At 41.1% G+C, this 24,823-nt stretch carries 23 protein-coding genes and 2 other annotated features; of the genes, 3 read left to right on the top strand and 20 right to left on the bottom strand.

Annotated elements, in window-relative coordinates:
• Positions 1-116: 116 nt before the first annotated feature.
• The gene (locus tag ABTV07_RS12050) at positions 117-731 is read left to right on the top strand and encodes an SAM-dependent methyltransferase (protein ID WP_433742587.1); all 615 of its coding nucleotides are present in this window, start codon (positions 117-119) and stop codon (positions 729-731) included.
• 31 nt (positions 732-762) lie between these two features.
• Here the strand turns inward: ABTV07_RS12050 and trpA are convergent, their stop codons facing one another.
• The 8 genes from trpA to ABTV07_RS12090 all read right to left on the bottom strand — a co-directional run bounded on the left by trpA (position 763) and on the right by ABTV07_RS12090 (position 8,546).
• On the bottom strand, positions 763-1,536 hold the full coding sequence (gene trpA, locus ABTV07_RS12055; RefSeq protein WP_433742589.1) for a tryptophan synthase subunit alpha: 774 nt from the start codon (positions 1,534-1,536) through the stop codon (positions 763-765).
• On the bottom strand, positions 1,529-2,734 hold the full coding sequence (gene trpB / locus ABTV07_RS12060; protein ID WP_433742591.1) for a tryptophan synthase subunit beta: 1,206 nt from the start codon (positions 2,732-2,734) through the stop codon (positions 1,529-1,531). The genes trpA and trpB overlap by 8 nt, the downstream gene beginning before the upstream one ends.
• Positions 2,735-3,361 (bottom strand): phosphoribosylanthranilate isomerase, encoded by a 627-nt coding sequence (locus ABTV07_RS12065; RefSeq protein ID WP_433742593.1) that lies wholly within the window; start codon positions 3,359-3,361, stop codon positions 2,735-2,737.
• Positions 3,358-4,146, bottom strand: coding sequence for an indole-3-glycerol phosphate synthase TrpC (gene trpC / locus ABTV07_RS12070; protein ID WP_433742595.1), 789 nt, complete (start codon positions 4,144-4,146; stop codon positions 3,358-3,360). Before trpC ends, ABTV07_RS12065 begins: the two co-directional genes overlap by 4 nt.
• A 1-nt stretch (position 4,147) precedes the next feature.
• Positions 4,148-5,173, bottom strand: coding sequence for an anthranilate phosphoribosyltransferase (gene trpD, locus ABTV07_RS12075; RefSeq protein ID WP_433742596.1), 1,026 nt, complete (start codon positions 5,171-5,173; stop codon positions 4,148-4,150).
• Entirely contained in the window at positions 5,145-5,759 is a 615-nt protein-coding gene (locus ABTV07_RS12080) for an anthranilate synthase component II (protein WP_433742598.1), read from the bottom strand. Before ABTV07_RS12080 ends, trpD begins: the two co-directional genes overlap by 29 nt.
• The gene (gene trpE / locus ABTV07_RS12085) at positions 5,756-7,156 is read right to left on the bottom strand and encodes an anthranilate synthase component I (protein ID WP_433742600.1); all 1,401 of its coding nucleotides are present in this window, start codon (positions 7,154-7,156) and stop codon (positions 5,756-5,758) included. Before trpE ends, ABTV07_RS12080 begins: the two co-directional genes overlap by 4 nt.
• Before the next feature lie 63 nt (positions 7,157-7,219).
• Positions 7,220-7,494, bottom strand: a binding site (T-box leader).
• 50 nt (positions 7,495-7,544) lie between these two features.
• Positions 7,545-7,802, bottom strand: a binding site (T-box leader).
• 96 nt (positions 7,803-7,898) lie between these two features.
• Entirely contained in the window at positions 7,899-8,546 is a 648-nt protein-coding gene (locus tag ABTV07_RS12090; protein ID WP_433742601.1) for an MOSC domain-containing protein, read from the bottom strand.
• A gap of 71 nt (positions 8,547-8,617) precedes the next feature.
• On the opposite strand from ABTV07_RS12090, the gene ABTV07_RS12095 reads away from it, so the two are divergent.
• Entirely contained in the window at positions 8,618-9,895 is a 1,278-nt protein-coding gene (locus tag ABTV07_RS12095; protein WP_433742603.1) for an MFS transporter, read from the top strand.
• Positions 9,896-9,949: 54 nt separating this feature from the next.
• Here ABTV07_RS12095 and ABTV07_RS12100 read toward each other — a convergent pair whose 3' ends face one another.
• The 11 genes from ABTV07_RS12100 to ABTV07_RS12150 form a co-directional block, all read right to left on the bottom strand.
• Positions 9,950-10,792 (bottom strand): GNAT family N-acetyltransferase, encoded by an 843-nt coding sequence (locus ABTV07_RS12100; protein WP_433742605.1) that lies wholly within the window; start codon positions 10,790-10,792, stop codon positions 9,950-9,952.
• A gap of 91 nt (positions 10,793-10,883) precedes the next feature.
• Positions 10,884-12,323 carry a sodium/pantothenate symporter gene (gene panF, locus ABTV07_RS12105; RefSeq protein WP_433742607.1) on the bottom strand — a complete coding sequence of 480 codons (1,440 nt, stop codon included), beginning with the start codon at positions 12,321-12,323 and terminating at the stop codon, positions 10,884-10,886.
• A complete protein-coding gene (locus ABTV07_RS12110; protein ID WP_433742609.1) occupies positions 12,320-12,598 on the bottom strand; it encodes a YhdT family protein in 279 nt (92 codons plus the stop codon). Before ABTV07_RS12110 ends, panF begins: the two co-directional genes overlap by 4 nt.
• 112 nt (positions 12,599-12,710) lie before the next feature.
• Entirely contained in the window at positions 12,711-14,594 is a 1,884-nt protein-coding gene (locus ABTV07_RS12115) for a PTS fructose transporter subunit IIABC (RefSeq protein WP_433742611.1), read from the bottom strand.
• Between the two features lie 5 nt (positions 14,595-14,599).
• Positions 14,600-15,520: a 1-phosphofructokinase gene (gene pfkB, locus ABTV07_RS12120; RefSeq protein ID WP_433742613.1), complete on the bottom strand. Its 921-nt coding sequence runs from the start codon at positions 15,518-15,520 to the stop codon at positions 14,600-14,602.
• On the bottom strand, positions 15,517-16,263 hold the full coding sequence (locus ABTV07_RS12125; RefSeq protein WP_433742614.1) for a DeoR/GlpR family DNA-binding transcription regulator: 747 nt from the start codon (positions 16,261-16,263) through the stop codon (positions 15,517-15,519). Before ABTV07_RS12125 ends, pfkB begins: the two co-directional genes overlap by 4 nt.
• Positions 16,264-16,436: 173 nt before the next feature.
• Positions 16,437-17,561: a polysaccharide deacetylase family protein gene (locus ABTV07_RS12130; protein WP_433742615.1), complete on the bottom strand. Its 1,125-nt coding sequence runs from the start codon at positions 17,559-17,561 to the stop codon at positions 16,437-16,439.
• A 639-nt stretch (positions 17,562-18,200) separates the two neighbouring features.
• Positions 18,201-18,785, bottom strand: a complete 585-nt coding sequence (locus tag ABTV07_RS12135; protein ID WP_433742617.1) for a DedA family protein — start codon at positions 18,783-18,785, stop codon at positions 18,201-18,203.
• Between the two features lie 793 nt (positions 18,786-19,578).
• Positions 19,579-20,157: a DUF421 domain-containing protein gene (locus ABTV07_RS12140; RefSeq protein WP_433742619.1), complete on the bottom strand. Its 579-nt coding sequence runs from the start codon at positions 20,155-20,157 to the stop codon at positions 19,579-19,581.
• A gap of 52 nt (positions 20,158-20,209) precedes the next feature.
• Positions 20,210-20,794, bottom strand: a complete 585-nt coding sequence (locus ABTV07_RS12145) for a phosphatase PAP2 family protein (RefSeq protein ID WP_433742622.1) — start codon at positions 20,792-20,794, stop codon at positions 20,210-20,212.
• Between the two features lie 185 nt (positions 20,795-20,979).
• On the bottom strand, positions 20,980-21,813 hold the full coding sequence (locus ABTV07_RS12150; RefSeq protein WP_433742623.1) for a Ku protein: 834 nt from the start codon (positions 21,811-21,813) through the stop codon (positions 20,980-20,982).
• Between the two features lie 118 nt (positions 21,814-21,931).
• On the opposite strand from ABTV07_RS12150, the gene ABTV07_RS12155 reads away from it, so the two are divergent.
• A complete protein-coding gene (locus ABTV07_RS12155) occupies positions 21,932-23,749 on the top strand; it encodes a DNA ligase D (RefSeq protein ID WP_433742625.1) in 1,818 nt (605 codons plus the stop codon).
• Positions 23,750-23,768: 19 nt separating this feature from the next.
• Here ABTV07_RS12155 and dapF read toward each other — a convergent pair whose 3' ends face one another.
• A complete protein-coding gene (dapF, locus tag ABTV07_RS12160) occupies positions 23,769-24,764 on the bottom strand; it encodes a diaminopimelate epimerase (RefSeq protein ID WP_433742627.1) in 996 nt (331 codons plus the stop codon).
• Positions 24,765-24,823 lie beyond the last annotated feature (59 nt).

Genomic DNA, 24,823 nt, shown 5'->3' on the forward strand with positions numbered 1-24,823 from the left:
TGGTTCTATTTATTATATTCAAATTTGAGTAATAAACCAATACGTAATGTGCTCAAGCGTTTAAAAAATCTCCAACGAGTGTATAAATACAATATACCCTGGGGGAGGTGGCTCCATTGTCTATTATTTTTAATGAGCAATTCGAAAATCCAAAAGGGTGGATGGGAAAATTAGCCGGGAAAATAATGGCATGGGACAATCGAAAGATAAATCGGTGGACGATTTCCCAGCTGGACATACAAAACGGTGATCTCATACTTGAGATCGGTTATGGACCAGGCTATTGCATTCATTCTATATGCAAGGAAAAAAAGAATGTAAACGTACATGGCATCGATATTTCCAACACCATGTTTGAAGCGGCTTCAAAAAAGAACCAGCGCTGCATCGAAGAAGGTAAAGTCTGCTTATACGTAAAAGACATCGCTCAATATCACCCTCCACATAAATACGATAAAATCTTTTCTGTTAATAATTATCCGTTATGGGAAAAAAGAAAAAAGTCCCTTGGTGCGATGTTTGAAATGCTGAACGTCGGTGGAAAAGCTGCGATTACCGTTCAACCAAGGGAAGAAGATGCCGATGCAGAAAAAACCCACCGGCTGGCAAAAGTTATTTCAGATGAACTTCAGCCCGCAGGATTTACCCATATCAGAGTATCCTTTAAAAAAGTGAGACCCGTTCTGACTGTTTGCGTTACGGGTATGAAAACTGAAGAAAAAAAGGAGTGATCCCGCTTATCTCAACGGGACCACTCCTTTTTCATTTTGCTGCCTTTAATAATGAATAGATTGATTCTTTATCTTCTTGCTGGATCAGTTCGATGATTTTGCTCCCTACAATGACGCCGTCGCAATAGCTTGCCATGGCTTGGACCTGTTCCGGTGAAGAGATTCCGAATCCTGCCAGGACAGGGACAGGACTGACTTTTTTTATTCTTTCTAAATAATCTCCTACCTCTGTTCCAAACCCATTCCTTGCACCAGTGATTCCCTTAACGGTCACAGCATAAAGAAAACCTTCAGATAGACTTGCTATTTTTTCAATTCGTTCCAATGGGCTTGTAAGAGTCGCTAATTGTATCAATGCGATTTCGGATTTTTTTAACTCATCAGCTAAAATATCCAGTTCTTCAATGGGAACGTCAGGTACAATTACTCCTGAAACACCAGATTTCCTGCACTCCCTTGCAAAATCTTCCACACCAAAGACAAAAATGGGATTGATATACGTCATCAAAATGATCGGCACATCCAGCTTACCCTTGAATGAATATAAACGTTTCAACACTCCACTTAGGCTGGTTTGCGCTGATAATGCCCTTTTGCCTGCTTCTTGAATGGTAGGACCATCTGCTACAGGATCGGAAAAAGGAATGCCCAATTCAATTGCCGTGGCACCTGCTTCCTGGAGGAAAAGAATTTGCTCCTCCAGCTTTTCAAGTCCTCCGTCCCCTGCCATGATATAAGGAACGAATGCTTTTTGTCCTTTTTCGAGTGTATTTTGAATAGCCTGCTCTAATTTCGCCCTACTCATTCTCATTCCCTCCAAGCACTTGTTTTACTGTTTCGACATCTTTATCGCCGCGGCCGGACAAACAAATGACCATTGTCTCATTTTCCGCCATCTCTGCTGAAAGTTTAATAGCATAGGCGATTGCATGTGAACTTTCCAGAGCCGGAATGATCCCTTCCATTTTGGCTAGGAGTTGGAAAGCTTCGAGTGCCTCTTCATCTGTAACCGAAGTATAAACCACCCTGTTTTCTTCCTTTAGAAAACTATGTTCCGGCCCCACTCCCGGGTAGTCAAGTCCTGCAGAAATGGAATGTGCTTCTTGAATCTGGCCATTTTCATCCTGAAGGAGATACATCATGGATCCATGGAGTATCCCCACTTTTCCTTTTGTCAAAGAAGCTGCGTGCTTCTCAGTATGAAGACCAGAACCGGCTGCCTCCACTCCATACATCCTTACAGCCTCATCTTCTACAAATGGATAGAACATCCCCATTGCATTGCTTCCTCCACCAATGCATGCCACTAAGGCATCAGGGAGCCTCCCTTCCTGGTCCAATATTTGTCTTTTTGTCTCAGAACCTATGACACTCTGAAAATCCCGGACAATCTGCGGAAATGGATGAGGACCTAATACCGATCCCATGATATAATGCGTATCATCCACATTGGAAACCCAATAGCGCAGTGCTTCATTGACGGCGTCCTTCAATGTGGCGCTGCCTTGGCTGACACCCCTGACTTCCGCGCCGAGAAGTTCCATCCTGAATACATTCAATTTTTGTCTCCTGATGTCTTCGTTCCCCATATAAATGACACATTCCAGTCCAAGGAGGGCACATACGGTTGCAGTGGCCACCCCATGCTGCCCGGCACCTGTTTCTGCCACAACTTTTTTCTTGCCCATCCGGACTGCAAGAAGTGCCTGGCCGATTGTATTATTGATTTTGTGCGCCCCCGTATGATTTAAATCTTCCCTTTTTAAATAAATCCTGGGCCCGCCAAGTTTTTTTGATAGATTCTCTGCATAGTAGAGCGGTGTCTCCCGTCCGACATATTGTTTAAAATAATAATCTACCAGCTCCTTGAACTCTGGATCGGCAGAGGCTTCGTTATAGGCTTCCTCCAATTCAATCACAGCCTGCATCAATGTCTCCGGAATATATCTCCCTCCAAATCTCCCGTAATGTCCTCTTTCATTTGGCTGATTGTATATTTTCATTTAATTTCCCTCCAATTGATTGAATGCTTCCTTTGCCAACTCTATAAATATTTGCATTTTTACAGGATCTTTTTCCCCATCCGATTCCACACCGCTTGAAACATCGATCATTTCCGGCTTTACGATTCCGATTGCTTCCATCACATTTTGTATTGAAAGTCCACCGGCTAAAATGATGTTTCTTCCTGATTTGCTGAACTCCGATAGTAATGACCAATCAAATGAAGTCCCATTTCCGCCCCTGTATTTCCCTGCAGGACTATCAAGCAGATAATAATCCACTTGATATGCTGATAATTGAATAAGGTCCTCTTTCTTCCTGATGGAAAAAGATTTAATGACGGGAATGTTAACTTTGCTGCAAAATTCAGGTGCTTCGTCTCCGTGCAGCTGAACAAAATCTAGATTGGCTTCCCTTATGCAGCGGTTTATCACTGCCAATTCTTCGTTGACGAATACCCCGACTTTCTTGACATGCTGGGGCAGTGCCATTGATATCTCCCGGGCGGTTTCAATCGAAATGCGCCGCTTGCTTTCAGCAAAAACAAAGCCTATTGCGTCAGCTCCTGCCTTTGCTGCTTCAAGTCCCGCTTCTGATGACTTAATGCCGCAGACCTTTATTTTCATATTGCCTCATTCCTTTTAAACGGCACTTTTAAATCTTTCATTGAAAGAGCAATGTCACCAGACCTCATCAATGTTTCCCCGACTAATATCCCCTTTGCTCCCGCCTTTTCTGCACGTAAAGCATCGAGTGATGATTTCATGCCGCTCTCACTGATAATTAAGATTTCATCTCCATTGATCTTACCTGCCAGCTCTTCTGTTGCAGCCAAATCAACGATAAAAGTCTTCAGGTCGCGGTTATTTATTCCGATAATGTTCGCGCCTAATCTAAATGCCGTTTGCAATTCTACGGCGTTATGCACTTCAACCAACACTTCCAATCCTAGAGATAAAGCTTCCTTATAAAGACTCTTCAACTGATGTTCCTCTAATGCAGCGACTATCAGCAGGATGACATCCGCTCCGCTTGCTTTCGCAATTTGAATCTGGATTGGGTCAATTATGAAATCCTTGCAGAGTATCGGGATGGAAACATGCTCCCTTACTCTTTTTAAATCCTCCATGCTCCCCGAGAAAAAAGGGCCATCCGTCAGCACCGAAATGGCATCAGCGCCAGCTTCTTCATACAAGACAGCTTGCATAACAGGGTCCACCCCGCTATTGATTTCCCCTTTAGAAGGAGAAGCTCGTTTGATTTCAGCTATAACATTCATTTTTTTGGAAGACATAAATGAATCGTACACAGACTTCACTGGTTTTCTCTCAAGGACTTCAGGAAGTTTTTCAGATTTAAGCCTTTCCACTTCGTTTCTCTTCTCTGCAATGATTTTGTCAAGAATAGTCATGTCAAATCACCTTCCTGTCACTTTTAGCGCTATAATCGATCAAATACTCGAGTTTAGAAAGAGCAGCTCCACTATCAATGCTTTCGGCAGCCAGATGGATCCCTTCCTGGATTGTGCCTGCTTTACCGTTGGCAAATATCCCGATGCCTGCATTGAGTAGAACTGTATCCCTGAATGCTCCTTTTCTGCCTTTTAGCACTTCCAGTAAAATTTCCGCATTATCAGAAGCATCTCCCCCAATGATTTCTGAGTTGTCATACATCGGGAGTCCCGTTTCTTCAGGGTGTAAAGTGAACTTGATAAGCTCTCCTTCGTCAAGGAGGACCAAATGGTTTTCGCCGGCTAGGGATGCTTCATCCATGAATCCGGCTCCGTTCACTGTGATGCCTCTTCTTCTACCCAATTGATGGAGAGCCATCGCCATCTTCTCAAGCATATCTCTTCTATAGGTGCCGATCAGCTGAGTATCCAGGTTGACCGGGTTCGTCAATGGCCCAATCATGTTAAATATAGTCGGGATTTTTAAATCATTTCGCACTTTCATGATTCGTTTCAAACTCGGATGGATTTTAGGAGCAAAAAGAAATGCAATTTCATTTTCCATCAGGATCTCTTCCATTTGTGCTGAGTGCAATTCCAGGGAAACACCTAAATGTTCAAGCACGTCAGCACTCCCTGTTCTGCTGGATACACTTCTATTTCCATGTTTCGCAACAGGGATTCCTGCCCCTGCGATGACAAAAGCAGCCGTTGTACTGATATTGAAACTATGGGAACCGTCCCCGCCTGTGCCGCAGTTGTCCATGACACCCATTGGCGTCTGTTGGATCTTCATGGCCCTGTTCCTTAATACAGATGCAAGTCCGGTCATTTCTTCTACGGTCTCTCCTTTTGCCTTGATACCCATCAGGAATGCAGCAATTTCGGCTTCTGCCACGCTTGGAGAAAATAAATATTCTGCAGCCTCCATCATTTCCTCCAACGTCAGTGACTCAGCTTCAGCCAATTTTTGCAGATGCTTTTTCATTTCCCACGACCATCCTTTCCACAAGATCAATGAAATTCTTGATCATTTTCTTCCCGGAATTTGTCCCGATTGATTCAGGGTGGAACTGAACTCCAATTACCGGGTACTTCACATGCTGAACCGCCATGATTTCTGAATCATCCATGGCACTTGCCGCTACTGTCAGACACTCAGGGATACTTTTCCTCACCAGCACAAGCGAGTGGTATCTCATGACTTCTACAGGCTGCGGGAGATATTCAAAAATCCCCAATCCCGAGTGTTTAATCAAAGATGTCTTTCCATGCTTTGGCTCTGCTGCAATGCTGACTTCTGCACCGAAAGCTTCTCCGATAGCTTGATGCCCCAGACAGATCCCTAATATCGGAATCTCACGGTAAAATTCCTTTATCAATTCCAGACAGATCCCTGCCTGCTCCGGATGGCCTGGTCCAGGAGACAACACAATTGCTTCAGGCTCAAGATTCCTTATTTCATCCAAAGTCACTTCATCATTTCTCTTTACAACCACTTCTTTATTTAATTCCGCTATATATTGAAATAAGTTATATGTGAAAGAATCATAATTATCTATCAATAAAATCATTTAGAAACCTCCAGCAGCGCTTTCGCTTTATTCATGGTTTCCTTATACTCAAGTTCAGGGATAGAATCATGCACGACCCCTGCACCGGCCTGAACATATGCTTTTTGATCTTTTATTACCATCGTTCGAATGGCCAGGGCAAAATCCATATTTCCATTTCCATCAATGTAGCCGATAGCTCCGGAGTATACTCCCCGCTTGTTTATTTCAAGTTCATTGATGATTTGCATGGCACGTATTTTAGGTGCTCCTGATACGGTTCCTGCAGGGAGGCAAGAAATCAATGCATCAATGCCAGTCAAACCTTCTTTGAGAACACCTGTTGCTTCTGACACTATGTGCATTACATATTTATAGCGTTCAATCGCCATAAACTTTGGAACCGCAATGCTTCCGACCTCACAAACTCTTCCGATATCATTCCTGCCAAGATCTACGAGCATTTTGTGTTCTGCAAGTTCCTTCTCATCGTTCAGCAGTTCTTTTTCGAAGAATAAATCCTCTTCTTGCGTTTTACCCCTTCTCCTTGTTCCCGCGATAGGATTCGTAGTCAACGTCCTTCCATTCAGCTTTATGAAACTCTCGGGAGAAGAACCAAAGACTACGTAGTCATCAAAATCTAAATAAAACATATAAGGGGATGGGTTTGCCTTTCTCAATTTCCTATATAGTTCAAATGGACTGCCGTTGAAATCAGCTTTAAGCCTTTGTGAAAGTACTACTTGAAACACATCTCCATTTTTGATGTATTCTTTAGCTTCTTTCACCATATTTTCGAAATCTGCTTGCGAAATTTCCTCTTTGAACTCCATGGCTTTATCAGCAGTCTCATTGGTACCCGATTCCATTTCAATCATATTTTTTATCTCAATTGCTTTCCTTTCAAGTTCATCGCCTGTACGGTCCCCTGTCAGGGAAGTGCAAATGATATTCACTTCCTGGCTTATGTGGTCAAATATTATGACATCTTGATAAAGCATAAAGTGAAGGTCCGGCATCCCTAGTTGATTTTCTTTTTCATTGCCGATAAATTCATGCTGCCTGATAATGTCATACCCAATGTATCCGATGGCACCTGATGAAAATGGATAATCTTCTGAAACATCAAAGCGCGGCAAAAACTCTTCAAGTATCCGCAATGCTTTACCGTTTTTTTCGAGCTCTGTACCCTGTCTGTGGTTGACCATTTTTACAACTTCACCAAATGCTTTTACTTCCCTGGCCGGGTTGAAAGCGATAAAAGAATATCTGCCTGTTTCTAAGTGCTTCAAGGAACTTTCAAGTAGACACTTTTTCTTTCCTTTCACCCGATGAAAAATGGAAATTGGAGTCAAAGAGTCCCCTTCCATTTTGATTACTTTACAGCTCTGCTCTACTTTCTCTTCTGTTGTTCTCATGAACCTCGCCTCACTATTCTCAAAAATAAAAAAGTCCCCTGGATGCACAAATGTATTGTGCTTCCAGAGGACGATATTACCGTGGTGCCACCTCGTTTGGTTCAGGACATGAGTAGAAATGTCCTGAAACCCACTCTTCAAATACGGGAGCCTTATCATCGAAGGATGTTTGGTTCCGATATTCTATCCTTTTAACGGTGGAAATCCGTGCATCCCTACTCTCATTCAGGATGCCGCTCGCAAGCCCATTCAACAAAACCTATCGTACCGGGTTCTCACCACTCCCGGCTCTCTGTAGCGAATCAGTCAAGTCTACTCCCCTTGCTCATTGTTTTATCCTATTCAATTGTCAACTGCGTTAAAAAAATACAAAAAGGCCCCTCTCCATAAAAAGGACGAGGGACCGTGGTGCCACCTTTATTAGCTTAAAAAAAGCCATCTCAATCGCATCCTGCATGGACATAGCCTGCTTTAATGCGTGCCTCTTGTAACGATGAGGTTCATTCGCCAAAGCCTACTGATCTTCAAAAGATGTTCGGTCTGGAAGCTCGGAAGCCCATTCATCCATGCGCCCACACTGGTTTGCACCGGCCACCAGCTCTCTAAAGTGTTTGCAGGGACTACTCTTCTTCGTCTTCGCTCAAATCATTTAATTGATTATTATGTTAGTACGAAACCTTCACACTTGTCAAGAAAAAATAATAATCACATTTTATGCAGATGCAAGTTTAGGGGTGATTGATCAGGATTTCAGTGAATCCAGTTTTTTATTCAGTTGGAGCTTCCACGCTTCTGCAAGTTCATTCACATTTAGAATATTATGGATTCTCTCTTCATTTTTAAAATCATGAAAAAGCGTTTGGTTCGCCTCTAAAATACTGATTTCTAATGGATGGCGGTCAATCAGAATGATTTCGGAATCCTGCCGGATCATCCCTTCCTTTAATACTTTTCCAAAGTAGCCGGTATACCCGGTTTCAAATACTCGCTTCAAAAAGCGATCTTCATGATTATGTTTTGAAATTGTGGAGCACGGAATACGACCTTGGGTAATTTGTATGACTGCTTCACCAATTTGATAAATATCCCCAATGAAAACGTCACTTTCCATCATTCCCTCAATCGTTAAATTTTCTCCGAAAGCAGGAATTCTCAAGGAAGTCTTAAACTCCTCTTCCCACATAGCATAGTGCTCAAATGGGTAAAAACAGACCGCTCTTTCCTCTCCGCCATGGAACTCTGGGTTTGCTACTCCGTCGCCATTGAAGCAATCTTTTGCTAAATACGCCTCTGGAATCGAATCCTTCGAAATCCCCGACACATATTTTTTGGATGTATACATTAGATTTTTAGGTTTCCCAACACTTAATTGGATAATTTTCATCTTCATTCCCCTTAAATAAAAATTTGCTCATTAGAGAATTATATTAACAGCGACTATCAGGAAAGGACTCATTGATTATGGATCATACAGAAACATTCCCTTCTGCTTCAGGATGTTCTCCAGCTGATAAGAAAATCAAGAATAAAGGCCTTCAAAATCAACGCTGGGCAATCATTTCATTGGCTTCCATACCGCTGATCATGACACTTGGCAATTCCATGCTCATCCCTGTATTGCCTGTTGTGGAAAAAACCATGCATATCAGTTCACTTCAATCCAGTTTAATCATAACGGTCTATTCACTTGTTGCCATTTTTCTCATTCCAATCGCAGGCTATCTATCCGATCGCTTTGGAAGAAAAATTGTCATCGTCCCCAGCTTGATCATTGCAGGACTTGGAGGGCTTTTATCTGGATGGGCTTCCTGGTCATGGGCAGACCCCTATAAATTCATCCTGGCCGGCAGGGTTTTGCAAGGAATCGGAGCAGCAGGAGCAGCTCCGATAGTGCTTCCACTTGTTGGTGATATGTTCCAGAATGATTCCGAAGTAAGCTCCACATTGGGTATAATCGAAACCGCCAATACTTTCGGGAAAGTTCTAAGTCCCATATTAGGGGCTTTTCTTGCGAGCTTTGTATGGTTTCTTCCATTTTTTTCTTTTCCGGTTTTCTGTTTGATTTCGACTTTACTTGTATTACTCCTTGTAAAAAAGCCGAAAAATCAGAACGAAGCCTGCTCATTTAAAGTTTTCCTTCAAAACACAAAGGAAATCTTCAAAAAACATGGAAAATGGCTTTTTGCTGTTTTTCTGATTGGGATCATCCTCATGTTCATTCTATTTGGCTTATTGTTCTTTCTTTCAAACGAGTTAGAAAATAAATATGGATTTGAAGGCATCAAAAAAGGGTTTATCCTTGCCATTCCACTTGGATTCCTTTGTGGAGCCTCATACATTACAGGAAAAACCATTAAAGAAAACATGGTCTTGATGAAATGGATAACTGTATTCAGTATTGTACTCACAGGAATTTCTGTAATATGTATAAACTTCATTGATTCTCTTCTATTTCAGACAGTTTTGTTTTCTCTAAGCGGGATAGGGATAGGCGCTTCCCTTCCTTGTCTAGATGCACTAATCACTGAATCGATTGAAAAAAATGAACGGGGCACCATTACCTCCATTTATAGCTCCATGCGTTTTATCGGTGTTGCTGCCGGCCCCCCAATAACTGCAGTCATGATGAAAAACAATGATATTTGGATATTCGTACTATTTGCCGTACTTTGCGGGGCAGCCATCATCATGGCTGCCATGCGAATTAAACCGGATAAAAAAGCTGCCGTTAATCAATGATGAAGCTGATAAAAAAGCTCGCCCTCTACTCATATAGAGAAGCGAGCTTTTTATTCAGTCAAACTTGATCATAGTTGAATCAGCAACAGGTTCATACCCTATTTCCATGTATATTTTATTTGAAGTTGGATTATCAAGGTCTGTGTACAATCCACATGAATCATAGTCCTTTAAAAGGGTTTGGCTTAATTGAGATACGACAGCGGATGCATACCCTTTTTTTCTTTCATCTTTTGGGGTAAAAACAAAGTTAATGACAGCTACATTTTTTGTGCAACGTGCCTTTCTTGCCATTGAGACAATTTTACCATTATGTTCCCATAGATAAATGGATTTCTCTTGAATCATCGCAGCCGCGCGTGCTTCTGCTTCTTTCTCGGTTAGGGGATGTTCGCCTGTGTCTTCTATAAAAGAAAGCAGCCAATGCGTCAGCAATCCTGACTCTCTTTCATCAGCAAGCCTCATGTTCCCCTCAGATACGGGACTCTTTCTGACTTCCCTTAATTGATAGATTCTTTGTCTCATATGAATTTCCGGACTTTGACCCGTCGTGCTGGCCAACTCCTCAGCAAAGAATGAGGCTGTTTCTTTTTCGGCCACAACCCCAGGGATCTTGATGTCTGCTGCCTGGAGACTTTCCACCGCTTGCTGAATGGAAGATTTCCATTCCTTCTCTTTATCGACGCTGATAATTAAATTATGCGGCGGTGTCATCAATAAAAAGGCTGAGAGATCTTGACCATCTTCAATTGCTGCAATAAGAACATCATTTCGTTCCGATTTTTCCAGCTGATACATTAGCCCAAGTGGAAGATTATTTTTAGCTTCTTCCTTCATCAGCAATGCTTCAGCCCGTTCTTTGATTTGAGATATTGTGTTATATAATTTCCATTCCATGGTAAGCAACCTCCATCTTTTATGACAATATATTTAGATGCTGGATCTAAATAATCCTTTTTTTCGGAGATTGTTTTTTTTACTTTAAGATTTATAAGGGGATGTACTCATTTTTCTTTTGAAAAGCGATGGAAATCAAACAATATAAGACCAAAGAGATAAGGATCGGAAACACCACTGTATTCATTCCCAGAAAATTAGGGGCAAACTTATCAAATAACATATAGGATGCCATTCCTCCGACCATGGAAGATAAAGCACCATATTTGTTTCCCCGCTTCCAGTAGAGTCCTAATACGATTGGCCATATGAATACGGATTCCAACCCTCCGAATGCATAAAGATTAAGCCAAATCAGTAAATCAGGCGGGTGGATCGCTAACAAGAAAACGGCAATCCCTACAATGGCGGTGATAATAAAACTTGTCCTCTTCACATTTTTTTCTGAAGCTTCAGGGTTGATATAATTAATATAAATGTCTTTTACTACTGCGGATGATACCAGGATCAACAGCGAGTCGACAGTAGACATGATTGCTGCCATTGGGGCTGCCAGAACAATTCCAGCAAGCCATCCCGGCAAAACCTTCAAAGCCAGTACAGGCATGACTTTATCGCCTATCTCAATCCCTGGAACGACTGCTCTTGCCAATACACCAATCAAATGCATACCGAGCATGATCAAACCAACAACAATGGTTCCGATAATAATTGCCCTATGCATGGCAGTTGCATTTTTGTAGGACATTGCCCTGACTGATACTTGCGGAAGGCCAACAACCCCCACCCCGACCAATATCCAAAAAGACGAGATATACAGAGGCGTCAGACTGTGATCATTTCCATATGGCGATAAAAGATCTGGATTTTCACTACGGAGTGTATCCATGATATTTTCCATTCCTCCGCCAGCAATAATCGTTGCAATCAAGAGGATGATTGTCCCAAGCAGCATGACCACGCCTTGAATACTGTCAGTAATGGCAACAGCGCGGAATCCACCTATAATGACATAGATTAAAACGGAAACCGCAAAAATGGCGAGAGCGGTAAGATAATTGATTCCGGTTACTGATTCAATCAGCCTGGCACCGCCAACCCATTGGGCTGCCATGGAAGAGAATAAAAAGATAATGATGCTGATCGCTGCAATGATGCTAACCCATTTGCTTCGATACCGTTCCTTTAAAAAATCAATCAACGTTATGGCATTGTATTTTCTAGCCATGATCGCGAATTTTTTCCCCAATACCATCAAAACAAAATATCCTGTCACTACTTGCGACATAGCAAGCAGCACCCAGGCAAGACCAACATTATAAGCGGCGCCTGGGCCCCCAATAAAGCTTCCCGCACTGCCATAAGTCGCAATCATCGTCATGGCGAGAATGAATCCTCCCAGCTCCCTGCTGCCAAGAAAATATTCTTGAAGAAAGGACGCTTTCGTATTCACGAATCTTGAAGCATAGGCACCTGCAATAAAAACGAGAATCAAAAAAATAAGCAAGGGGATAACAACTTCCCAATTCATCGTTCGTTCCCCTCCTCTTCAAACGGAACATCTTTAAATAGGAATTTTACTGATAAAACAACTAAAATCGTAATGAATACAAATCCTGCAATGCAGCTATAGAAAAACCATGCAGGCAATCCCCATATGTATTTATAGCCGCTTACCGGTCCTTTGCCCATCCCATAGGCAAAACCAAACCACCATAAAAAATGAATGACTGCCAATAACAAGCCGATTTTCAACTCACGATCAGCTACTTTAAATCGCCAGTCACGCTTCTCTTTTTCTTTCAAGACTAACTCCCTCCTATGGTCATTGCATATCATCTTAAAATGCTTTTATATAATTACTGTAAACAAAAAGGAGCACAATTAAGCGCTCCTTTCAATATTATACATTTTTATATTAAATTTTTGCAGGCTTTTTAAGCAGCCCTGCTATCAATGCTGTCACTACAGACCCGATAAGGATGGCAGCCAAATATAAGAATGGATTTCCTTCGACTACCGGGAAGACAAAGATTCCTCCATGTGGAGCAGGCAATCCAATACCAAATGCCATAGCCAATGCTCCTGCAACAGCAGAACCAATCACAGAAGCAGGAATTACCCGTAATGGATCCGCTGCCGCAAATGGGATTGCCCCCTCAGTTATAAAGGATATTCCCATGAAGTAGCAAGCGAAGCCCGCCTTCCGTTCAGCATCGTTGAACTTCTTCCTGAAAATAGTCGTTGCGATTGCCATGCCAAGCGGAGGAACCATCCCTCCAGCCATAACAGCAGCATGCGGAGCATAATTGCCTGCTGAAATCATGGCCAAGCCAAATGTAAATGCAGCTTTATTGATCGGACCACCCATATCGACAGCCATCATACCGCCTAATATTAATCCGAGAATAACCAGATTCCCTGTTCCGAGTCCTCCGAGCCAGTCCTGAATCCCGGTGTTGATTGCACTTAAAGGAGATACTAGATAGAACATGATGATTCCTGTCAAAAAGATTCCAAGAAGCGGGAAAATCAAGACAGGCTTAAGGCCTTCAAGAACTTGAGGCAGGTTACGGAAGACACGCTTGATGCCTACTACAATATAGCCTGCTAAAAATCCAGCAATCAATCCTCCGAGAAATCCCGCATTGCCATTTGCCGCCATTAATCCCCCAACCATACCAGGTGCAAAACCAGGACGGTCCGCAATACTCATCGCAATGAAACCTGAGAGTACAGGCACAATCAAGAAGAACGCGTTGGCTCCACCGATTGTGTTCAGAATTTCTGCAAATCGATTATATTCATCACTCTTGGGATCGGCAGAATGAATTCCAAACATAAAGGAGATTGCAATCAATATTCCTCCGCCTACAACAAAAGGAAGCATATTGGAAACACCATTCATCAGGTGTTTATAAAATCCGTTCCTGCTTTCTTTTTCTGTTGATTGATTATCCGAATTTTGTTCATTGCCTCCTGCATATTGTGGGGCATCTCCATTGACCGCTTTCTCTAATAGTTCCTGTGGCCGCTTTATCCCATCTGCTACAGGCACTTGTATAACTGGTTTTCCTTTAAAACGCTCCATTTCCACCTTGGTATCTGCTGCAACGATGATTCCTGGTGCCGCTGCAATTTCCTCTTTGGTCAAAATGTTTTTTGCCCCGCCTGATCCGTTTGTTTCAACTTTCACATCAATACCTAGCTCTTTGGCTTTAGCTTTTAACGCATCAGCAGCCATATAAGTATGTGCAATCCCAGTCGGACATGCGGTTACTGCCAATACTTTCCCCCTTGGATCTGCCTGTAATGGATCCTGTGCAGGGACTTCCTCCTCTTCTTCTTCAGCATCATAACGGTCGATGATTTCAAGCACTTCATCTTTCAAAGATGCGTTTAGCAAAGCGTTTCTCGCTTCAGGATTCATCAATATTGTAGAAAGCCTGCTCAATGCTTCAAGATGGGTTTGGTTAGCTCCTTCGGTTGCAGCAATCATGAAGAATAAGTGTGCTGGCTGTCCGTCAAATGAATCGTAGTCTATTCCGTCAGCTGATTTCCCAAAGGCTATTGCAGGTGATTTTACTGCAGAAGTCTTGGCATGGGGAATTGCCACACTATCGCCGATCCCTGTTGTACTTTGTTCTTCCCTTTTTAAAATAGCCTGTTTATACGAAGCTGCATCATTCAACTTACCTGCATCCTCAAGGATGGAAACTAATTCACCAATCACTTCATCCTTTGACGATGCCTGTAAGTCAAGCATCATTGTATCTTTTGTCAATAACTCTGTAATCTTCATTGGTGTCACTCCTCTATTAGCTCTTTGATCTCTATTTGGTCCAATAGGCTTTTGATATCTTGTTCATCTGCAAGTCCCATTGAGAAGGCTGTAGCTGTTCCGGCAGCTGCGCCCCATCTGAATGCTTCTTCGCTCGGAATGTTTTTAGAAACAGCGCTTAGAAAACCGGCTACCATTGAATCCCCTGCTCCGACAGAGCTGATGAGTGTTCCTTCAGGGCTCTTGGCATAAAAGACCCTGTCTTCATGAAACAATAGCGCACCCTTTTCAGCCATAGAAACTATCAAGTATGAAACCCCTTCGGAAAGAAGCTTCTTTCCATAGTGAACGGCATTTTCTATTGTCTCAATCTTCACTCCATAAAAGTCTCCTAATTCATGGTGATTTGGCTTTAGAAGAAATGGGTGATATTCAAGCACAGGCTGAAGCAGTTTCTTTTCAGCATCAATGACCAGTTTCACTTCTTTTTCAGAAGCAATCTGCGCCATTTGGCGATAAAAGTCGTCAGGCATAGAACTTGGGACGCTTCCCGCCAAGACCAAGATGTCAGTCGATGTCATTTGACTGATCATTGACAGAAGTTCTTCTGTATTTTCACTTTTTATTAAAGGTCCGTTTGCATTCAATTCGGTTTCTGTATCCGTTAAGACTTTGACATTGATTCGTGATGTGCCATTTACATTCACAAATTTCGTCATTATTCCTTCATCATTGAGATACTCTTTAATAAATTCTCCTGTAAATCCCCCGGTAAATCCTAATGCTGTACTCTCGGTATCAAGTCTCCGCAAAATTCTTGATACATTTATTCCCTTGCCTCCCGGGAAGTAGTTTTCCGTTCGCGACCGGTTCAGACTGCCTTCAAGCAGTTGATCCATTTCCATCAGATAGTCGACTGAAGGGTTTAAGGTAACCGTGTAAATCATGATGTCACAACCTTTACTGTAGTGTGTTTAGTGTAATGTTGATCTTCCAGTTTCTCATCAGTGATGATTACAGCATTCTTTAAATCTTCTATTTTTGAAAAGGATATTTCTCCAAATTTGGTATGATCCACAAGCATATAAGACTCCCGGGCCATATCCATTGCTTTCTTCTTAACCTCTGCCTCTTCAGGATCCGGCGTAGTGTACCCATATTCTCCGTGAACCCCATTCGCTCCCATAAAGGCTTTATCAAACCGATAATCCGTTAATGAGTTCACTGCTCCCCTGCCGATAAGGGCATTGGTTTTTGACTTGATAAAACCACCTAACAGATACGTTTTGTAACCAGCTTCCAACAGCTGCTGGCCATGGGCTAATCCATTAGTGACTACGACTATGTCCTTTTGGGGTAAAAAAGGAATCATGGAGAGTGTGGTAGTACCTGCATCCAAGTAAATACTGTCCCCTTCTTCAATGAGGCTTGCTGCGAATTTCGCAATTCTTTCTTTTTGATGAAGGTTTTTGGATGCTTTCTCCGAAACGCTCAATTCATTCAGCTTTCCCTGCAATCTTCCGGCTCCGCCATGAACCCTTTTCAAAAATTTCTTTTCTTCTAATTGAGTTAAATCCCGCCTTATGGTGGATTCTGAAGCATTGGTCAACTGCATGATTTCTTGAACCTTGACAATATCCTTTTCTTTCAGGAGTTGAAGGATCAAATTTTGCCTTTCTTCCGTGAGCATGCTGTGATTCTCCTTTGAGTAACTTCATTTAAGCATATTGTAATGGAATCGCTTGCAATAATCAACCATAAACAATCAAAAACATTCAAAAACAACCAACAACACCCTCACTCTATTCAAAATTGGACATGAAATAAAAAAAAGACCCGGTGCAAGGGTCTTTTTCTCTTAACTCATTTCACGGTAAATTGGACAGGTTTTACTGTTTCATCGATGATTTTTAATTCGCTATTATTCTTCTGGAGATATACAAGCAAAGGTTCCAAGTGTTCAAGTGTGGATGGTTTATCGTGAAGAAGTATCACTTTATGCTGCTTGTATGGAAAGGATTTGATTTGATTGATTGTATTATTGATAAATTCTCCATCAGGGAATTCCCAGTCCTCGCTGTCGATATTCCAGTCCCATAAAATGAAACCTGCATCCTTTACTGCTTTTGAATAATCAGGTTTCATGTACGGCGCCGATCCATAAGGTGTTCGTATTAAGTGAGTATCAATGCCCGCCATTGATTTCAGGGTTGTTTCCCCTTTTTTCATTTCACCTACCACTGATTGTGGAGATTTATATATAATATCCGCACGATGAGATACTCCGTGAAGCCCAAATCCTTCTCCATTTGCCTTTAATTCTTTTATAGCATCTGGATATTTCACCATGTTGGGTTCAAGCATGAAAAACGTGGCTTTTGCGTTGTATTTGTTCAGCAAATCGATTATCCCTTGGGTCGCTTGGCTCGGACCATCATCAAATGTCAGATAAACCGCATGATCGGGAAGTGATGAGGGAGCTGCTTTTTCGGCGTTTTCGCTATCCGGTTTTTCCTTCGTGATATTATTATTTACCGGTTTCTTAATTTCTTTTTCTTTATGTATAGGATTGGTACCTGGACTATTCTCTGATTGGCTGACAATAGATTTCGCCACTTCATTATTTTCCCTCAGCGGCTTAGATTCATCTTTGACAGATTGTGAATTATTTTGCTGTTTCCCTGGTGATTCATTAGTTGGTACATCACCTGTCTTCGCTGTTATTTTTTGCAGAATAGCTTCCTTTACTTCAGGAACAAGAACAATTGAATATTTATATGACCATGTTGGCAGCTTTGCTGAGTATGGCTCATATTCATTCCATTCCACCCTATTAAACGGATTATGATATAGCACGGCAACCCGCGCAGTAACTGGTGTCGAGTTTATCCCACACAATAACGCCAGCACAACCATTCCGGCCGCCGCATGCGGAAGCCCGTTTCTTTTTCTTCTCTTTCTTTCTCTTATGGACTGCAGCACTCTCACTTTTGTCAATCCTTTCACGATTGTAAAAAATACAAAAAACTTGTCGAAAATTCCATTCAACTATTTGGACGATTGACAACTTCTAAAAGTTTCAAAGATTAATAGATATTTCTTATGTTAAATTCAACCAAATCTCATGGGCAAAAAAAGAGACAGCCAAAAGAAGGCTGTCTCCGCATGCACAAAAGGGATGGTCAAATCATTCCCTAACTAAAAGAGGGGTAAAAAGTGAGATGCATTGTCTTATCAACAATTGCATGACGAGTTATCGAGAATGATTTTCATTAATATTATAGTAAACATCAGACAAAAAATCAAAAGTAATGATTCCCATTCCTCCATGAATATGGTATGATATCCACAACATATAGTGGATTTTATCCATTTTCCAACTATATATTGAATCCGCTATAGGTTTCCTCTTTTACCGCTCAATTGGGCGGTTTTTCTATTGATCCCAAAAAAGCACAAATAAAAAGACGCCTGAAATCCGTCAGACGTCTTGGTTGCAAATATTGCGGCGATAATTTTCCCGGGCCACATCCCGGTTGAGCTGCAAGAGCTCTATTCATCGACTTACGCAATTAGCTCATCGCTCAAATAATATAACACGCAGCTACAGATAAATCAATAGTTAGTTTATTGCTGCTCATGAGCCATCCTATGTCGTTTCCTTAAATATTTCATGCCAAAAATAATGACGGCAATGATGAGGAATATTCCTCCTGCCCACCACGACACATGATTGATCATCCCGTTGATTGCTTTAATATTTCCTAATGTGCCTAAATAAACGAAAAGGACAGCAAGTGGATAGACTCCAATGAATGTTAATAGAGCATACTTCATTGGTTTAATTTTACAGAAGCCGCCTATAAACGCAATATAGCCCATACCGAATATTCGTCCTAGCGCAATGGACCAATCTCCGTATTTATCAATCCAACTCATTGCTTTTTTCATTTTCTTTTTGGATATTTTACTTTTCAATTTATCTTCAAACTTTATGCTCAGCCAATAGGGTACAAAGCTGAAAATGATATATACCCCTGTAATGAGTAAACCGATCAAGAACATTTCCAATAATCCCGGCTTCAGCATATAGCCATAAAATACGATAAAGAAAGATGAAGGAATTGGGATGGAAAGTGCTTCAAAAGCCACTCCAATCAACAACCCGATCCAACCAAGTTGAACGAGGAAATCTATTATTGGCTGCATCATTCCCTTACACCTCCTTAAATTAGATGACAGTTTAACGTCTTCAGTCCTTAAGTGTTTACCCCTTTAAAGAGAGAAGGAAACAATAGATTCAGCAATTAATTTGGCAAAGGATACACACATTTTTATTTAAGTAAAAATTATGTAATCGCAACTAATCTCATTTAATATTTTGCCGGAAAATTGGTTGTAGGGCATCGCCTGATTGCGATGCCCTACTTTGTTTACTAAATGAATTCTCTTTTTAGAAGTTAATTTATCAATTCAAATTTCCATCCGATTTGATACCTAAAACGATGAAAGCCCTACCTCTCTTTCATCCTTGCGGTTCCGAGACCGCGCCAGTGTGAGTCAGGTATGTGATACAACCTATATACCCGTTTAACTGATAAGTAATCCTTTTGCTTAATTGAAAAATAATTGGATTCAATAAGGTGGGGTAAAACGATGCTTTTGAAGAACTATCCTCTTCCTGGATAGTTGGTGCAGGTAAAAAATCCGTGAGAAGTATTTTCCGCTGTCTTGCTAATAAAAATTGTTAGACATTCGTTGCAATGTTTGGCAACTCTATTGCAGCATCGCCTTCATAGGCTGATGATCAATCCACTTTGGATCGAGTTATATTATTATTATTCACTTAAAGACCTCTAAAAAGAGTACAGTATTGTTCAGTAAAAACAAATTCGCAAATGCCGTTTATTATCAGCTGCAGCTTCAAAAAGATTGACTATCGCGTGTTTTTACTCAACAAACTATTACTATACATCAATTATCCGCCTATGTCAAACCACTATTCCTAATTTAACTTTTCTGGATTGTCATGATTTGATTTTTTCTGCTCTATTTCTTCGAAAATTGCCCCTGCTGGCTGTTCCGTGTGTTTTAAAACAAGCATTGGAAGCATTTTTTCAAAATCTCCCACAGTCAAAGGTTTGGCATAGTCTTTCAATTCATAACCAATCATCCCATTGGATTCCAAAGTAGCCATTTTAACATCCTGTAAGCTCGAAACCCCTTTTTGCCGAAGGTGCATTTCGAGTTCATCAACGGAAAATCTCAATTTTTTTAAATTTTTTACTTGTAATACACCATCCTTGATAAGAATGATTGAAGTCCCGGTCAGAAAACGTTCAAAGAAATTAAATTTTATTTGTAAAAATTCCATAATAATTAAAATCAATACAAACACACTCGCTGCTACAATCGTCCGAAATACATCATGGTAAATAAACGGCTGAATAATGATTGAGCCTACCGCAAAAATTATGACGGTCTGTGCAACATTCATTTGACTGATTGACTTCCTGCCCGCTATCCTCAATAAAATTGTCCCTGTGAGGATCATAACGATGGCTTTCCATATAACTTCAATCATCCACTCACCCCACAGTATTTAATGCCCCAGTTTTACCGCGTCATTGAAATCGTTATTCCAGTTTCTTCTTAAGTCGGTAGTCGAGAAAGCTGTAGCCAGTTATACATATGAATGTCCAAGCTGCACCCGCTGTATATCCCCCAACAATATCACTCGGATAATGGACGCCGAGATAAATCCTGCTGATTCCGATAGACAACACCAATATGGATACGAGAAACACCCCGGCGATTTTTGCCCAGCGATTTTGATAAAGTTTGAATAATATGAAGGCCAAAGCTCCATAAAAGATAAACGATCCCATTGAATGTCCACTCGGAAAACTGTATCCCTGTTCTTCGATGATGGGTTCAATATCTGGCCTTTGGCGGTGGAATATGGACTTCAAAATCCAATTGAAGGCCCCGCCAAGGGAAACCGCAACTATGACGTATAGACAAAGAATGCGATGTTTGAACATTAAGAGGATCAAAGCTGTTGCGATGCTTAATATCATGATCCATCTAACCGATCCTAAAAAAGTTATGCTTACCATCACCTTTGTCCAAAATGGGGAGACATGTCCTTGCACTGCTGCAATGACGACAGAATCGAAATGTCTAATCTCCGCTTCTTTATAATCATCGGCAATCTCCAAAAATGACTTCGTGAAAATGATGATTAACGCTGCTATTATTCCGATTTTTATCCACGTTTTACCGTTCCTGCTAATCTGGATCACCTATTTCGATTATTATTAATGAATCCTCCATACGTATACTCTCGGCAAGGATTCACATTAATAAGTACCACAGTTGCATAATCGGGTAAACGTAATACCGCTTATTCTGCTTTTTTCTTCCCCGTAGTTTTCCGTTTAGCAGCAGCCTTTTTTGTTTTTTTAGGTTTGGATTGATCGATGGACGCCTGGAGGGCACTCATCAAGTCACTTACATTCGTTTTCTCTTCCTTAGGTTTTGGCGTCACTACTTCCTTCCCTGCTTGTTTGGATTCAATCAGTTTCAATAATTTTGAACGGTATTCATCCTCATACTTTTCAGGCTCAAACTTTGTTGTTAATTGATCAATTAAAAGGATAGCTGTTTCTAATTCTTTTTTTGACACATCACTCTTCTCAGGAACACTAGGCACATCCTCCACGCTTCTCACTTCATCAGGAAAGTGGATGGTTTCCATTAAAAGAGTATGGTTATACACCCTTATCACAGCAAGCTGTTCTTTTGACCGCATTACGATTTTGGCAATCCCGGCCTTTTCGGTTTCTGTCAGTGCTTCCCTTAATAATGAATAAGCTTTAATGCCTGTATCATTCGGGGACATATAATAGCTTCTGTTGAAATAAATCGGATCTATTTCCGTTAATTTTATGAAATCGACAATCTCCACCGCTTTTTCTTCTGTGGCTTTTTTTAGTTCGTTCAGTTCTTCATCTTCTATTACAATGTATTTCCCTTTTGTTGCTTCATATCCCTTCACAATATCATCTTGTGATAATTCCTCTTCACATACTGGGCAAATTTTTTCATATTTGATGGGAGTGTGGCATTTTTTATGAAGGGAACGCAGCTTGATATCCTTGTCCTCCGTAGCTGCATGAAGTTTAATTGGGATGTTGACCAGTCCGAAGCTGATGCTCCCTTTCCAAATTGTGTGCATGGCAGATTCCCCTTCTTTTGTTTTCTTTTAATTTGGGGTAAATAAGCAGATTTTCATACTGAATAAGTTTTGGAAATAGAGGGGGCCAAATAGGAAACACTAAAATAGGGTGATGAATATGAAACCGATGCTTCCAACACTGACATTCAATAATTCTCCTGAAGGAAATTGGTCTTATGAAATTAAATATGACGGTTTCAGGGCTATTCTCTATCTGGACAAAAATCGCACATCTTTAATAAGCAGGAATGGAAAAGAGCTTCTCGCTCAATTCCCTGAAATAAGAATATATTTGGAAAATCACAAATCCAGAATCCAACAACAGCTTCCGCTGATTTTGGATTGTGAATTGGTGCTGTTAAAAAATCCTTATGCCTCGGATTTCGCTGGACTTCAGGTACGGGGAAGAATGAAGTCTTCCAGTAAAATACAAGAATCCTCTCAAGTTAGACCTTCCCATTTGATGGTGTTTGACCTGCTTCATGTAAAAGGAGTGGATTTGTTCAATAAACCTTATTCTATGAGGAGGAGGCGTTTGGAAGATTTGTTTAAAACCTGGGATTTAGGACCTGACTCCTTACTCAATTTGGTAGAAACCTTTCAATCGATTGAAGATATATGGCCGATTGTCGATTTACATGAGAGCGAAGGCATTGTCATCAAAAAAACAACCAGCTTGTGGTCTGCAGGGAAAAGGAGTGCCGATTGGCTTAAGTATAAAAACTGGCGTATCCTCTCATGCTTCATCTCCGGTTATTCAACGAAGAACGGCTATTATGACATATCTATACTCAAAGAAGGAATGGCCTTCAGGATAGGGCAGTTCCTTTCAGGGGTTTCTCCTGAACAAAAAAATGCACTAAATGATGTGATTCGCTCCAACGGGGTAAAAAAGAAGGATGGAACTATTGAAATCCCACCGGGCATCTGTGTCGATATTTACTATCTAGAGGTGATGGATAACGAACTGCGGGAAACGAGGCTGAAAGAATTTCGCTTTGATTTAAAACCAGCCGACTGCACATTTGAAAAATTCCTGTTCGATTTTCAGGATTTCCCTAAACAAACAACAATCACTCATTTGGATAAACCATTGTGGGATAAACCCGCCATTGATAAATTTATGTATCTATCCTACCTTAGACAAATTGCACCATTTATCCTTCCATTCCTCAAGGATCGGGAATTGACAGTGATCCGCCTCCCTCACGGGATCAACGGAGAATCATTTTTTCAGAAAAATTGTCCGGATTATGCCCCCGACTACATCCAGACTCATAAAAATGACAATATCAATTACATTCTCTGCAATGATTTATCTTCATTGATATGGCTGGGCAATCAATTGGCTATAGAGTACCACATTCCATTTACCCAAGCTGGAAACCCTTTTCCTGAGGAAATCGTTTTTGATCTCGATCCACCCGGCAGGGAATATTTCCATCTTGCCGTTACTGCCGCTCTCAAACTGAAAGAACTATTCGACGGGATGAACCTGATCAGTTTTGTTAAGACTTCTGGAAATAAAGGGCTGCAAGTATTCGTTCCCCTTCCTTCCAAAAAGTTCACGTGGGATGAAACGAGACTCTTCACCGAATTTATTGCGAATTATTTAGTCTCGAAACACCCTGAACTATTTACAATTGAAAGGTTGAAGAAAAATCGCGGCAAGCGGCTATATTTTGATTACATACAGCACGCCGAGGGCAAGACGATCATAGCCCCCTACTCAGTAAGGGCCAATTCAGATGCACTTGTCTCCGCTCCTTTATTCTGGTCTGACGTTTCTACTGAACTAAATATTGAAGATTATACAATGGATTCTGTCTTGCACTCCTTTAAAAAAAGAGGCTGTCCATTCTCTGCTTTTTTTCAAAGCAAAGAAAGACAGCCGTTTTCACCTATACTGGAGTTTTTAAAAAAGGGAGGAAAATAATCCTCCCTTAAATTGGATTTCAATTAAAAAAGATTTTTTCTTCCAGATATTTCTTCACTTCTTCGCTTAGCCTTTCATATTGGTCCTGTTCATCGAATTCCTTTTTTTCAAGAACAGTGAAGTTTTCCGGCATTTTCACATCCAATTCCACAGATGCCCGGAATAGATAAGTGGCGTTTCCGATCAGTCTGATGGAATAATCGCCGTTTTCCTCATTTTTCACAACCTTACACTGTACTTTCCCGCCGTTATTATAGACATCAATGGCCTCTTCAGCAGTATTGATTTTGAGCATAGTGGAAATCAAGCTCGAAGCTGACATTGCCGTACCACAGGCATTTGTAAATCCTACGCCTCTTTCGAACGTCCTGACATAGATTTTCTGCGGGTCCAGACTATGGACAAAACTGACGTTCACCCCATCAGGAAATAAATCATTTGGTCCATTTACATATTCAGATATTACCTTTTGCTCATTGGAGCGAATGGCAGCTGTGTCAACAAAGCTGATTAAATGTGGATTGGGAACAGCCACAGCAGAAAACAGTAGTTCATCTGAAAGCTGTGGAACCATTTCATTCAATAATTTCTCTTTATTCAAATTCATAGGCAATGCTTTCAAATCAAATAGAACCGGTGAGATTTCAACACTGAATGTAGGGATTTCTTCAAATAATGGCTGGGATGCCTCAACGGTCAGATCAGCTTTCATAGTCTCTATGAGCAGTACCTCTTTTTTCATCAGTTCAGAAGTGTATCTTGCCACGCACCGAAGCCCGTTGCCGCACATAGAAGCTTCGGATCCATCAGAATTGAATACTCTCATTCTCGCATCTGCATGTTGACTCCTCATGACAAAGAGAATTCCATCAGCCCCTAATGAGGTCTTCCTGTCACATAGAGCAATGGCTAAATTTTGCCGATCCTCTTCAGAAAATTGGTACTCGTGAGTAATCTCGTCTATCAATAAGAAGTCATTTTCAGAACCATGGCACTTATAAAGCTGGATATTCATTATTATAAACCTCCGAATTTTGTACACTAACAAAGTATTCTTTATGATTATACATTGCC

The organism is Falsibacillus pallidus (genome assembly GCF_050990905.1).
Taxonomy (GTDB): Bacteria; Bacillota; Bacilli; order Bacillales; family DSM-25281; genus Falsibacillus; species Falsibacillus pallidus_A.

Coding starts and splice junctions, on each gene's coding strand:
- trpA (WP_433742589.1), bottom strand. CDS start 1,536: ATGAGTAGGGCGAAATTAGAGCAGGCTATTCAAAATACACTCGAAAAA.
- trpB (WP_433742591.1), bottom strand. CDS start 2,734: ATGAAAATATACAATCAGCCAAATGAAAGAGGACATTACGGGAGATTT.
- ABTV07_RS12065 (WP_433742593.1), bottom strand. CDS start 3,361: ATGAAAATAAAGGTCTGCGGCATTAAGTCATCAGAAGCGGGACTTGAA.
- trpC (WP_433742595.1), bottom strand. CDS start 4,146: ATGACTATTCTTGACAAAATCATTGCAGAGAAGAGAAACGAAGTGGAA.
- trpD (WP_433742596.1), bottom strand. CDS start 5,173: ATGAAAAAGCATCTGCAAAAATTGGCTGAAGCTGAGTCACTGACGTTG.
- ABTV07_RS12080 (WP_433742598.1), bottom strand. CDS start 5,759: ATGATTTTATTGATAGATAATTATGATTCTTTCACATATAACTTATTT.
- trpE (WP_433742600.1), bottom strand. CDS start 7,156: ATGAGAACAACAGAAGAGAAAGTAGAGCAGAGCTGTAAAGTAATCAAA.
- ABTV07_RS12090 (WP_433742601.1), bottom strand. CDS start 8,546: ATGAAGATGAAAATTATCCAATTAAGTGTTGGGAAACCTAAAAATCTA.
- ABTV07_RS12095 (WP_433742603.1), top strand. CDS start 8,618: ATGGATCATACAGAAACATTCCCTTCTGCTTCAGGATGTTCTCCAGCT.
- ABTV07_RS12100 (WP_433742605.1), bottom strand. CDS start 10,792: ATGGAATGGAAATTATATAACACAATATCTCAAATCAAAGAACGGGCT.
- panF (WP_433742607.1), bottom strand. CDS start 12,323: ATGAATTGGGAAGTTGTTATCCCCTTGCTTATTTTTTTGATTCTCGTT.
- ABTV07_RS12115 (WP_433742611.1), bottom strand. CDS start 14,594: ATGAAGATTACAGAGTTATTGACAAAAGATACAATGATGCTTGACTTA.
- pfkB (WP_433742613.1), bottom strand. CDS start 15,520: ATGATTTACACGGTTACCTTAAACCCTTCAGTCGACTATCTGATGGAA.
- ABTV07_RS12125 (WP_433742614.1), bottom strand. CDS start 16,263: ATGCTCACGGAAGAAAGGCAAAATTTGATCCTTCAACTCCTGAAAGAA.
- ABTV07_RS12135 (WP_433742617.1), bottom strand. CDS start 18,785: ATGATGCAGCCAATAATAGATTTCCTCGTTCAACTTGGTTGGATCGGG.
- ABTV07_RS12140 (WP_433742619.1), bottom strand. CDS start 20,157: ATGATTGAAGTTATATGGAAAGCCATCGTTATGATCCTCACAGGGACA.
- ABTV07_RS12150 (WP_433742623.1), bottom strand. CDS start 21,813: ATGCACACAATTTGGAAAGGGAGCATCAGCTTCGGACTGGTCAACATC.
- ABTV07_RS12155 (WP_433742625.1), top strand. CDS start 21,932: ATGAAACCGATGCTTCCAACACTGACATTCAATAATTCTCCTGAAGGA.
- dapF (WP_433742627.1), bottom strand. CDS start 24,764: ATGAATATCCAGCTTTATAAGTGCCATGGTTCTGAAAATGACTTCTTA.